The organism is Enterobacter sp. RCC_40, from assembly GCF_041360735.1.
GTDB lineage: Bacteria > Pseudomonadota > Gammaproteobacteria > Enterobacterales > Enterobacteriaceae > Enterobacter > Enterobacter ludwigii.
Map to the genome: position 1 here is coordinate 141,387 of NZ_JBFUPR010000002.1, position 12,245 is coordinate 153,631.

11 protein-coding genes are annotated in these 12,245 nt (G+C 55.1%); 9 read left to right on the plus strand and 2 right to left on the minus strand.

From position 1 onward, the window contains the following. Nucleotides 1-24 precede the first annotated feature (24 nt). From malZ to AB6731_RS08720, 4 genes are all read left to right on the plus strand, one after another. Entirely contained in the window at nucleotides 25-1,842 is a 1,818-nt protein-coding gene (gene malZ, locus AB6731_RS08705; RefSeq protein ID WP_032681572.1) for a maltodextrin glucosidase, read from the plus strand. A gap of 200 nt (nucleotides 1,843-2,042) precedes the next feature. Further along, the gene (locus AB6731_RS08710) at nucleotides 2,043-2,684 is read left to right on the plus strand and encodes a hydrolase (RefSeq protein WP_047744157.1); all 642 of its coding nucleotides are present in this window, start codon (nucleotides 2,043-2,045) and stop codon (nucleotides 2,682-2,684) included. Nucleotides 2,685-2,732: 48 nt separating this feature from the next. Next, complete coding sequence (locus AB6731_RS08715; protein WP_371006199.1) at nucleotides 2,733-3,278, plus strand: antibiotic biosynthesis monooxygenase; 546 nt, start codon at nucleotides 2,733-2,735, stop codon at nucleotides 3,276-3,278. A gap of 21 nt (nucleotides 3,279-3,299) precedes the next feature. Further along, nucleotides 3,300-5,168: an amidohydrolase gene (locus AB6731_RS08720; RefSeq protein WP_014168839.1), complete on the plus strand. Its 1,869-nt coding sequence runs from the start codon at nucleotides 3,300-3,302 to the stop codon at nucleotides 5,166-5,168. Between the two features lie 70 nt (nucleotides 5,169-5,238). Here AB6731_RS08720 and AB6731_RS08725 read toward each other — a convergent pair whose 3' ends face one another. Next, nucleotides 5,239-5,841 carry a peroxiredoxin gene (locus AB6731_RS08725; RefSeq protein WP_014168840.1) on the minus strand — a complete coding sequence of 201 codons (603 nt, stop codon included), beginning with the start codon at nucleotides 5,839-5,841 and terminating at the stop codon, nucleotides 5,239-5,241. A 127-nt stretch (nucleotides 5,842-5,968) separates the two neighbouring features. After that, on the minus strand, nucleotides 5,969-6,550 hold the full coding sequence (acpH, locus tag AB6731_RS08730) for an ACP phosphodiesterase (protein ID WP_371006200.1): 582 nt from the start codon (nucleotides 6,548-6,550) through the stop codon (nucleotides 5,969-5,971). A 92-nt stretch (nucleotides 6,551-6,642) separates the two neighbouring features. Here acpH and queA point away from each other — a divergent pair, with 92 nt between their 5' ends. From queA to secF, 5 genes are read left to right on the plus strand one after another with little or no spacing between them, the layout of a single operon-like run. Beyond that, nucleotides 6,643-7,713, plus strand: a complete 1,071-nt coding sequence (gene queA / locus AB6731_RS08735; protein ID WP_032677507.1) for a tRNA preQ1(34) S-adenosylmethionine ribosyltransferase-isomerase QueA — start codon at nucleotides 6,643-6,645, stop codon at nucleotides 7,711-7,713. A gap of 53 nt (nucleotides 7,714-7,766) precedes the next feature. After that, nucleotides 7,767-8,894: a tRNA guanosine(34) transglycosylase Tgt gene (gene tgt / locus AB6731_RS08740; RefSeq protein WP_020885227.1), complete on the plus strand. Its 1,128-nt coding sequence runs from the start codon at nucleotides 7,767-7,769 to the stop codon at nucleotides 8,892-8,894. A gap of 22 nt (nucleotides 8,895-8,916) precedes the next feature. Next, a complete protein-coding gene (gene yajC, locus AB6731_RS08745; protein WP_000007630.1) occupies nucleotides 8,917-9,249 on the plus strand; it encodes a preprotein translocase subunit YajC in 333 nt (110 codons plus the stop codon). A gap of 27 nt (nucleotides 9,250-9,276) precedes the next feature. Continuing rightward, nucleotides 9,277-11,124 carry a protein translocase subunit SecD gene (gene secD / locus AB6731_RS08750; protein ID WP_014168844.1) on the plus strand — a complete coding sequence of 616 codons (1,848 nt, stop codon included), beginning with the start codon at nucleotides 9,277-9,279 and terminating at the stop codon, nucleotides 11,122-11,124. Nucleotides 11,125-11,134: 10 nt separating this feature from the next. Further along, nucleotides 11,135-12,106, plus strand: a complete 972-nt coding sequence (secF, locus tag AB6731_RS08755; protein ID WP_020885225.1) for a protein translocase subunit SecF — start codon at nucleotides 11,135-11,137, stop codon at nucleotides 12,104-12,106. Nucleotides 12,107-12,245: the final 139 nt, after the last annotated feature.

Sequence of the window (12,245 nt, forward strand, 5' to 3'; positions counted from 1 at the left end):
CAATTTCATCAAAGGGGATTCGTGATGTTAAACGCCTGGCACCTTCCGGTTGCCCCATTTGTTAAGCAAAACAAAGACAACCTTGTGATTACGCTCTGGCTGGCGGGGGAAAATCAGCCTGAACGCGTGACGCTACGCGCCGAAATTGATAACGAAGAGACCGCGCTGAAAATGCATAAGCAGCGCAGCCAGCCGCAGCCCGGGATCACGGCGTGGCGGGCAAACATCGATTTAACCCGTGGACAGCCGCGTCGTCGCTACAGTTTTAAACTGCTGTGGAATAACCGCCAGCTGTGGTTTACCCCGCAGGGGTTTAGCCGTTTTCCGCCGGCCCGGCTGGAGCAGTTTGCCGTCGATTACCCGGACAATGGTCCGCAATGGGTTAACGATCAGGTGTTTTACCAGATTTTCCCGGACCGCTTTGCCCGCAGCGAAAAGCGCACGGCCGACCAGGATAAGGTTTATTACCACCACGCAGCAGGTCACGACATTATCCTCAAAGCATGGGATGAACCGCTGACCGCGCAGGCGGGTGGCTCGACGTTTTACGGCGGCGATCTCGACGGGATCAGCGAAAAACTCCCGTACCTGAAAAAACTGGGCGTGACGGCGCTGTACCTTAACCCGGTGTTTAAAGCGCCGAGCGTGCATAAATACGACACCGAAGATTATCGTCATGTTGATGAGCAGTTTGGCGGCGATGCCGCGCTGCTGCGCCTGCGACAGAATACTAAAAACGAAGGGATGCGCCTGATTCTGGACGGCGTGTTCAACCACAGCGGGGATTCGCACGCGTGGTTTGACCGTCATAACCAGTCGATGAGCGGGGCATGCCATAACCCGGATTCGCCGCAGCGTGACTGGTACAGCTTTAATGAAGAGGGCTACGCGCTGGACTGGCTGGGCTACCCAAGCCTGCCGAAGCTGGATTTCCAGTCGCCTTCTCTGGTCAACGAAATCTACGGCGGTGAAGACAGCGTTGTCCGCCACTGGCTTAAGGCACCATGGAACATGGACGGCTGGCGTCTTGACGTGGTGCATATGCTGGGTGAAGCGGGCGGAGCGCGGAATAACCTTCAGCACGTTGCAGGTATCACCCGCTCAGCGAAAGCCGCGCAGCCGGAGGCCTTTGTCTTTGGCGAGCATTTTGGCGATGCGCGCCAGTGGCTGCAAGCCGATGCAGAAGATTCGGCCATGAACTACCGCGGTTTTACCTTCCCGCTATGGGGATTTCTGGCGAACACCGATATCTCCTACGATCCGCAGCATATCGACGCCGAAACCTGTATGGCATGGATGGATAACTACCGCGCCAGCCTGTCGCATCAGCAGCAGTTGCGGATGTTTAACCAGCTGGACAGCCACGATACCGCACGTTTTAAATCCCTGCTTGGCAAGGATGTGGCGCGCCTGCCGCTGGCCGTTACCTGGCTCTTCACCTGGCCTGGCGTGCCGTGCATTTACTACGGTGATGAGGTGGGGCTGGAGGGGAACAACGATCCCTTCTGCCGCAAAACCTTCCCCTGGGATCCGGCGAAGCAGGACAAGGCGCTGCTCAGCCTGTACCAGCGTCTGGCTAAGCTTCGTAAACAGAACCAGGCGCTGCGTTACGGTGGCTGTCAGGTGGTATATGCCCACGATAACGTGGTGGTGTTTGCCCGCGTCTACAACCAGCAACGCGTGCTGGTCGCCATCAACCGCGGAGAAGCCTGTGAAGTGGTGCTGGATGACTCTCCGTTGCTGCACGTGAAGGCGTGGCAACGCAAAGAGGGTAAAGGCACGATTCAGGAAGGCATTCTCTCCTTACCGGCCATTTCCGCCTCCGTCTGGTTCGGAAATTAATCGTCATCAGCAACCGGTTTATTTCCCGGTTGCTGAAAATTCCCCTAAGTTGTTCGGTTAATTTCAACAGAGGGGACAAATATCTTTACTATCCGCTCAATCAATTCTCGCTATACTCAAATTGCTTTATCAGTCAGGGCCCTTTCTCATATAGCACACCAAAACGTTGGCTTTTAACACATTGATTAAAAGGTACTTTTATGTCTATTCGTGAACTGATTGACCCGTCCAATTCTGTACTGATTTTTATCGATCACCAACCGCAAATGTCTTTTGGCGTGGCAAATATTGACCGTCAGTTATTAAAGAATAATACGGTGGCTCTGGCAAAAGCAGGCAAAATTTTTGATGTTCCGGTTATCTACACCTCTGTCGAAACAAAAAGCTTTAGCGGATACATCTGGCCAGAATTGCTGGCGGTTCACCCGACGGTTAAACCGATTGAACGTACCTCTATGAACTCCTGGGAAGACGATGCGTTTGTTGCGGCAGTGAAAGCAACGGGCCGCAAGAAACTTATTATCTCAGCCCTGTGGACCGAAGTTTGCCTGACCTTCCCGGCGCTGATGGCTCTGGATGAAGGGTTTGAAGTTTATGTAGTGACCGATACTTCCGGCGGTACCTCCGTAGATGCCCATGAACGTGCGATTGACCGTATGGTTCAAGCGGGCGCGGTTCCTGTGACCTGGCAGCAGGTGCTGCTTGAGTATCAGCGCGACTGGTCTCGCAAAGGCACTTACGACGCGGTCATGGACCTGGTCCGTGAGCACAGCGGCGCTTATGGCATGGGCGTTGACTATGCCTACACCCTCGTTCACGGCGCGCCAGAACGCAAAGCGTAAACCTTTCAGGGCGGGGTTCTCCCGCCCATTAATGACCAGGAAACTATTATGGCGCACACATCGCATGTCACGCTGGTGATCACCCACACCTTGCTGCCGGGTCAGGCTGAGCGATACGAACAGTGGCTGGGTAAGATCATGCCCATCGCGGCGGAATTTCCGGGGCATCTTGGCGCGAACGTCATCCGCCCGACCGACGGACAACATCTGTGGACGGTGATAATCCGTTTCGACACCCTCGAACACCTTTCTGCATGGACCCAGTCCGATACCCGTAATGCGCTGGTAAAAGAGATTGAACCGCTGCTGGCGGAAGGCGATAAAACCGAAGTGCGTACCGAGGCGGCGTTCTGGTTTACCCCACCGGAGCCTCATATGCGTAAGCCTAAACAGTGGAAACAGTTTCTCATTACCCTGCTGGTTATCTTTCCCAGTACCAACCTGGTGCCGCTGGTCACCGGTGCGTTGCTTCCTGGCCTGAAAGGTACGTTGTTGTTGCATCTGATTAACGATGCCTGTGTGGTCGCGCTGGTGGTCTGGTTGTGGATGCCCATCGTGACCCGTCTGTTTGCCGGATGGCTCAAAAAAGCCTGATTCGGCTGAAAGGAGTACGTTATGTCTCAAACTGCCACACTGATCTTAACCAAAGGTAAGATCCATACTCTCGATCGCGAAAACCCGCTCACGGAAGCGGTGGCTATTGCTAACGGCAAGATCCTGGCGACGGGCAACCACGATCGCATTATGAGCTATGCGACGCAGGGAACGCAGATTGTCGATCTGAAGGGGAGTACGGTGATCCCCGGGCTTAACGATTCGCACCTGCACCTGATCCGCGGCGGGCTGAACTACAACCTCGAGCTGCGCTGGGAAGGCGTACCGTCGCTGGCGGATGCGCTAAGGATGTTGAAAGATCAGGCCGATCGTACACCTTCACCTCAGTGGGTTCGGGTGGTGGGCGGCTGGAGTGAGTTTCAGTTCGCCGAACGCCGGATGCCGACCATCGAAGAGCTTAACGAGGCGGCACCGGATACGCCGGTGTTTGTCCTGCACCTCTACGATCGCGCCCTGCTTAACCGCGCCGCGTTGAAAGCTGTCGGCTACACCAAAGAGACGCCAAACCCGCCGGGCGGGGAGATTGTGCGTGATAACCACGGCAACCCGACCGGGCTGCTGATCGCTAAACCTAACGCGATGATCCTCTACGCCACGCTGGCAAAAGGACCGAAACTCCCCATTGAGCAGCAGGTTAACTCCACGCGCCAGTTTATGCGTGAGCTTAACCGTCTGGGGCTGACCAGCGCCATTGATGCCGGCGGCGGCTTCCAGAACTACCCGGAAGATTACGAGGTGATTGCCGAACTGCACGCCAAAGAGCAGATGACGGTGCGTATTGCCTACAACCTCTTCACCCAGCGCCCTAAACAGGAGCTGGAGGATTTTGAGCGCTGGACCGATATGCTCAAACCGGGGCAGGGCACAGACTTTTATCGTGCGAACGGGGCAGGAGAGATGCTGGTCTTCTCGGCGGCGGATTTTGAAGATTTCCTCCAGCCGCGCCCGGATCTGCCGCAAGGGATGGAAGACGAGCTGGAACGCGTTGTGCGCCACCTGGTGGAAAACCGCTGGCCGTTCCGGCTGCATGCCACCTATGACGAATCCATCAGCCGGATGCTGGATGTCTTTGAGAAGGTGAACCGTGAGATTCCGTTTAACGGGCTGCACTGGTTCTTTGACCATGCGGAGACCATTACCGAGCGTAATATCGAGCGCGTCAAAGCGTTGGGGGGCGGTATTGCGGTGCAGCACCGTATGGCGTTCCAGGGCGAATATTTCGTCGACCGCTACGGCAAAGAGGCGGTGAAACACACGCCGCCGGTGGCGAAAATGCTGGAACTGGACGTGCCGGTTGGGTTAGGAACCGACGCAACCCGTGTGGCGAGCTATAACCCGTGGACGGCGCTCTACTGGCTGGTCTCCGGGCGAACCGTCGGCGGCCTGGCGATGTATGACGACAATAACCGCCTGCCGCGTGAGGTAGCGCTGGAGCTGTGGACCGCAGGCAGCGCGTGGTTTTCCAGCGAGCAGGGTAAAAAAGGCCGTCTGGTTGAAGGGCAGCTTGCGGACCTGGTGGTGCTGTCGAAAGATTACTTCAGCGTGACGGAAGAGGAGATCAAGGGCATTGAATCGGTGCTGACCGTTGTGGATGGCAAGGTCGTGTATGCCGCCGGTCATTTCAGTCCGCTGTCACCGCCGCCGATCCCGGTTGTGCCGTCGTGGTCACCGGTCGTGAAAGTCCCGGGGCATTACCGCTCTGCGCCGCCTGCAGCCAGCAAAGTGGGGGCGGTGGTGCAGATGCACCAGTGTATTGGTAGCTGCGGGGTGCATGGCCATGCGCACGGCATTGCGCGGCAATCGGATATCCCGGTATCTGATGACCAGGCATTCTGGGGTGTGCTGGGGTGTTCGTGCTTCGCGTTTTAACGTGTGAAGAGTGAGATCGTACAAAACAAAAAGGCCCGCTGATGCGGGCCTTTTCCGTAAACCGTGCAGATTACAGGCTGGATACGTTCTCAGACAGGTATTTAGCAACGCCGTCCGGAGACGCGTTCATACCTTCTTTACCTTTTTCCCACTGAGCCGGGCACACTTCACCGTGCTCTTCGTGGAACTGCAGCGCGTCAACCATGCGCAGCATTTCGTCGATGTTACGACCCAGTGGCAGATCGTTAACAACCTGGTGACGAACGATGCCGTTTGCGTCGATCAGGAAAGAACCGCGCAGTGCAACGCCAGCGTCCGGATGTTCGATACCGTAAGCCTGCTGGATTTCGCGTTTGATGTCCGCAACCATTGCGTATTTCACCGCACCGATGCCGCCTTTGTCGACAGGGGTGTTACGCCATGCGTTGTGTACAAATTCAGAGTCGAAGGAGACGCCTACAACTTCTACGCCACGCTTCTGGAATTCTTCGTAACGTTTGTCGAATGCGATCAGCTCAGACGGGCAAACGAAAGTGAAGTCCATTGGCCAGAAGAACAGAACGGTCGCTTTACCGTTGGTGTGCTGTTTGAAGTTGAAGTTTTCAACGATTTCACCGTTGCCCAGAACTGCTGCAGCTGTAAAATCCGGAGCCGGACGAGTTACCAGAACCATGTGATTCTCCTGTAGATACTAAGGTTATTTGGAACGCAACGCCGCCCAGTATAGAGAGTGTTCATTGATAAGACAAAGAGGCGCTAACAATCGTTCAGCAAGCTTTCACCTATCAATGGCATTTCTGTTATAGCTGTTTGTTTTTCGCCTGGGTCATCATACGCGGGTAGAACTGCCAGAATCGTGTCTCCAGCGCCTCGTAGTGGGCGTCCAGGTCATGCCAGGAGTCGCGCAGCGCGTCGAGTCGCGGTCGGCGACTCGCCATCCCGTTTAACACATTCTGTATAAAGTCCATCTCGCGATAGCGCTCAAGCCAGCGTTCTGACCAGAGATAGTTATTCAGATTCACAAAGCGCGGCGGCGAATCCGGCAAAATAATGGACACCTGCTGGTGGGCATAGCGCACGAACGCGTTTAGGGGCATCTCAGGAGAGAGTGTTTCCCAGTGCCGCGAGAGGAAATGGTCCCACATTACATCGAGCGTGATCGGTGCGACGCGCCGCGTTTCAGGGCGGAACCACGCTTTGGCTTCCTGGACTTCCGGCAGGTTATCGGTCAGTACGTCGATACGGCGATGCATAAAAATCCCGTCGATAACCTCTGCGGAGTACGCGTCGGCGGGATTACCGCGCACGAAATCGGCCAGCAGATTGCCGGAAAGAGAGCTGTCAGCGAGATGAGCAAGATGCAGGTGAGCGAGAAAATTCATGCGTTTTATTTGTCCAGGGGCGGCTAGTTGTTGCAGCAAAAGGGTGTGAGCACTAGACTATGCCGCCTGTTTTTAAGTCACGAGTATACGTCATGCGCGTCGCCGATTTCTCCTTTGAACTACCTGAATCCCTGATTGCTCACTACCCAATGCCTGAGCGCAGTAGCTGTCGTTTGCTGTCACTGGATGGGCCGACGGGCGAGCTGACGCACGGTACTTTCACCGATTTGCTCGACAAGCTCAACCCTGGCGATCTGCTGGTCTTTAACAATACCCGCGTGATCCCGGCGCGTCTGTTTGGCCGTAAAGCCAGCGGCGGCAAGATTGAAGTGCTGGTCGAACGTATGCTTGATGATAAACGTATTCTGGCACATATTCGCGCCTCTAAAGCGCCGAAGCCGGGTGCAGAGCTGCTGCTTGGCGATGATGAGAGCATCCGTGCAACCATGACCGCGCGTCACGATGCGCTGTTTGAGGTGGCGTTCAATGACGAGCGCACGGTGCTCGACATTCTGAATGCGATCGGCCATATGCCGCTGCCCCCTTACATCGAGCGCCCGGACGAAGAGGCTGACCGCGAGCTGTACCAGACCGTCTACAGCCAGAAGCCTGGCGCGGTCGCCGCGCCGACGGCGGGCCTGCATTTTGATGAACCGCTGCTGGAAAAATTGCGCGCGAAAGGCATCGAGATGGCCTTCGTGACCCTGCATGTCGGTGCGGGTACGTTCCAGCCGGTGCGCGTGGACAGCATCGAAGACCACATCATGCACTCCGAATATGCCGAAGTGCCGCAAGAGGTGGTGGATGCCGTTCTGGCCGCCAAAGCACGCGGTAACCGCGTTGTGGCAGTGGGCACCACGTCGGTACGCTCCCTTGAGAGCGCCGCGCAGGCCGCCAAAAATGACCTGATTGAGCCTTTCTTTGGCGATACGCAGATCTTTATCTACCCAGGCTATCAGTACAACGTGATTGATGCCCTGGTAACCAACTTCCATCTGCCTGAATCAACGCTGATTATGCTGGTGTCCGCTTTTGCGGGTTATCAGCACACCATGGCGGCGTACAAGTCTGCGGTAGAACAAAAATATCGCTTTTTTAGCTACGGGGACGCGATGTTTATCACGTACAATCCGCAGGCTTTGAATGAGCGTGTCGGGGAATAAGTCCGCGGCACCGTTTTACAACGTTGGACTGTTTTTCTGACGTCGGAGAAAAAATGAAATTTGAACTCGATACCACCGATGGTCGCGCACGTCGCGGCCGCCTGGTGTTTGATCGCGGCGTGGTGGAAACCCCCGCGTTTATGCCTGTGGGCACCTACGGCACCGTAAAAGGGATGACGCCGGAAGAAGTGGAAGCCACTGGCGCACAGATTATCCTCGGCAATACCTTCCACCTGTGGCTGCGTCCTGGCCAGGAGATCATGAAGCTGCACGGCGATTTGCATGACTTCATGCAGTGGAAAGGCCCGATCCTGACCGACTCCGGTGGTTTCCAGGTCTTCAGCCTGGGCGACATCCGTAAGATCACCGAGCAGGGCGTACACTTCCGTAACCCGATCAACGGCGATCCGATTTTCCTCGATCCTGAAAAGTCTATGGAGATTCAGTACGATCTCGGCTCTGATATCGTGATGATCTTCGACGAATGTACGCCATACCCGGCCGACTGGGATTACGCGAAACGCTCCATGGAGATGTCGTTGCGCTGGGCGAAGCGTAGCCGTGACCGCTTTGACTCCCTGCAGAACAAAAATGCGCTGTTCGGTATTATCCAGGGCAGCGTTTACGAAGATTTACGCGATATCTCTGTTAAAGGTCTGGTAGAGATAGGTTTTGATGGCTACGCTGTCGGCGGTTTGGCTGTGGGTGAACCGAAGGAAGACATGCATCGCATTCTGGAGCATGTCTGCCCGCAAATCCCGGCAGATAAACCCCGTTACCTGATGGGTGTGGGTAAACCTGAGGACCTGGTTGAAGGTGTGCGCCGCGGCATTGATATGTTCGACTGCGTTATGCCAACCCGCAACGCGCGTAACGGTCATCTGTTTGTGACCGATGGCGTGGTGAAAATCCGTAACGCGAAGCATAAGAGTGACACCAGCCCGCTCGATTCCGAGTGCGATTGCTACACCTGTCGCAATTATTCTCGCGCGTACCTGCATCATCTTGATCGTTGCAATGAGATTTTGGGCGCGCGTCTCAATACCATTCATAATCTTCGTTATTATCAGCGCTTAATGGCTGGTTTACGCAAGGCTATTGAAGAGGGTAAATTAGAGAGCTTCGTGACCGATTTTTACCAACGTCAGGGTCGAACCGTTCCACCTTTGAACGTTGATTAATTTTAATAATGAGGGAATTTGAATGAGCTTTTTTATTTCTGATGCGGTAGCGGCAACAGGTGCTCCGGCGCAGGGCAGCCCGATGTCTCTGATTCTGATGCTGGTTGTGTTCGGTCTGATCTTCTACTTCATGATCCTGCGCCCACAGCAGAAGCGTACCAAAGAGCACAAAAAGCTGATGGACTCCATTGCCAAAGGTGATGAAGTGCTGACCAACGGTGGTCTGGTCGGTCGCGTAACCAAAGTGGCTGAAAGTGGCTACATTGCTATTGCCCTGAACGACACCACTGAAGTGGTTATCAAACGTGACTTCGTAGCTGCCGTTCTGCCGAAAGGCACCATGAAGGCGCTGTAATCCCAACTTTTCCCAAAGGGAACTGCCGTGTTAAACCGTTATCCTTTGTGGAAGTACATCATGCTGGTCGCCGTGATTCTCGTCGGCCTGCTGTACGCGCTTCCCAACCTGTATGGTGAGGATCCGGCTGTTCAAATCACTGGCGCGCGCGGTGTCGCCGCCAGTGAGCAAACGCTGATCCAGGTCCAGAAATCGTTACAAGAAGAAAAAATTACCGCTAAGTCTGTGGCTCTGGAAGAGGGCGCAATTCTTGCTCGCTTCGACACCACCGACACGCAGCTCCGCGCTCGCGAAGTGCTGATGGGCGTGCTGGGTGATAAATACGTCGTGGCGCTTAACCTTGCTCCTGCAACCCCGCGTTGGCTGGCTGCGTTGAATGCAGAGCCAATGAAACTCGGTCTTGACCTGCGTGGCGGTGTTCACTTCCTGATGGAAGTGGATATGGATACCGCGCTTGGCAAACTGCAGGAACAAAACATCGACAGCCTGCGCAGCGATCTGCGCGAAAAAGGCATCGCTTACACTACCGTTCGTAAAGAAGATAACTACGGTATGAGCATCACGTTCCGCGACAGCGCGGCGCGCGATCAGGCTGTAGATTACCTGACTCAACGTCACCGTGACCTCGTGATCACCTCTCAGGGCAGCAACCAGCTGCGCGCGGTGATGACCGATGCTCGCCTGAAAGAAGCCCGTGAATACGCCGTTCAGCAGAACATCAATATTCTGCGTAACCGTGTAAACCAGCTGGGTGTTGCTGAGCCACTGGTACAGCGTCAGGGGGCTGACCGTATCGTGGTGGAACTCCCGGGTATTCAGGACACGGCACGTGCGAAAGAGATTCTGGGGGCAACTGCTACGCTGGAATTCCGTCTGGTTAACTCCAACGTCGATCAGTCCGCTGCCGCCGCTGGCCGTATTCCGGGCGATTCGGAAGTGAAACAGACCCGCGAAGGTCAGCCAGTTGTGCTGTACAAACGCGTGATCCTGACCGGTGACCACATCACCGACTCCACATCCAGCCAGGACGAATACAACCAGCCGCAGGTTAACATCTCGCTGGATAGCGCGGGTGGTAACATCATGTCTAACTTCACCAAGGACAACATCGGTAAACCGATGGCGACCCTGTTCGTGGAGTACAAAGACAGCGGTAAGAAAGATGCAAACGGCCGCGCGGTGCTGGTGAAAGAGGAAGAGGTGATTAACATCGCCAACATCCAGTCTCGTCTGGGTAACAGCTTCCGCATCACCGGTATCAACAACCCGAACGAAGCGCGTCAGCTTTCACTGCTGCTGCGTGCCGGTGCGCTGATTGCACCGATTCAGATTGTTGAAGAACGTACCATTGGTCCAACGCTGGGGATGCAAAACATCAAGCAGGGTCTGGAAGCGTGTCTGGCCGGTCTGGTGGTCTCCATCCTCTTCATGATCTTCTTCTATAAGAAGTTTGGTCTGATTGCGACAAGCGCACTGGTTGCGAACCTGGTGCTGATTATCGGCATCATGTCTCTGCTGCCGGGGGCGACGCTGACCATGCCGGGGATTGCCGGTATCGTCTTAACCCTTGCGGTGGCGGTCGACGCCAACGTACTGATAAACGAACGTATCAAAGAAGAGTTGAGCAACGGTCGCTCTGTTCAGCAGGCGATTGACGAAGGCTACAAAGGGGCATTCAGCTCCATCTTCGATGCGAACGTAACAACACTGATTAAGGTTCTTATCCTGTATGCAGTGGGGACTGGCGCTATCAAAGGCTTTGCGATCACCACCGGTATCGGTGTTGCAACGTCAATGTTTACCGCTATTGTCGGCACCCGTGCCATCGTGAACCTGCTGTATGGCGGCAAGCGCGTCAAAAAGCTGTCTATCTGAGGAGTGCGTTGTGGCACAGGAATATACTGTTGAACAATTGAACCACGGCCGTAAAGTCTGGGACTTTATGCGCTGGGACTACTGGGCTTTCGGCATTTCAGGTTTACTGCTGATCCTCTCCCTTATCGTGATGGGCGTGAAAGGCTTTAACTGGGGTCTTGATTTCACCGGTGGTACGGTAATTGAGATCTCCCTGGAAAAACCGGTCGATATGGACCAGATGCGCCAGTCTTTGCAGAAAGCGGGCTTTGAAGAGCCGTTGCTGCAGAACTTCGGCAGCAGCCGTGACATCATGGTGCGTATGCCGCCGGTGCACGATGCGAACGGCAGCCAGGAGCTGGGCAGCAAGGTTGTTAACGTGGTTAACGAAACAACCAACCAGCATGCGACGGTTAAGCGTATCGAGTTCGTCGGGCCAAGCGTAGGTGCTGACCTGGCGCAAACCGGTGCGATGGCGCTGCTGGTGGCTCTGATCTCCATTCTGGTGTACGTCGGTTTCCGCTTTGAGTGGCGACTGGCGGCGGGTGTGGTTATCGCCCTGGCGCACGACGTGGTGATCACCATGGGCATACTGTCTCTGTTCCACATTGAGATTGACCTGACAATCGTGGCATCCCTGATGTCCGTTATCGGTTACTCACTGAACGACAGTATCGTGGTATCTGACCGTATTCGTGAAAACTTCCGTAAGATCCGTCGCGGTACGCCGTACGAAATCTTTAACGTGTCGTTGACCCAGACGCTGCACCGTACGTTGATCACATCCGGAACCACCTTGATGGTGATCCTGATGCTGTTCCTCTTCGGTGGCCCGGTACTGGAAGGCTTCTCGCTGACCATGCTGATCGGTGTCTCTATCGGTACGGCTTCGTCTATCTACGTCGCCTCCGCACTGGCACTGAAACTTGGCATGAAGCGCGAGCACCTGCTCCAGCAGAAAGTCGAGAAAGAAGGGGCGGATCAGCCGTCTATTCTGCCGTAAGACGACGTGTCGTTCGTTCCCGAAATCCCGGTCTGTTGACCGGGATTTTTTTTATCTGCTCCTGCCAAACACTCCTGACAGTATGCTGTCAGGAGCCCTGTCGTAGACTCTTTTCGAACCCAAACAACAGGCAGGAGGA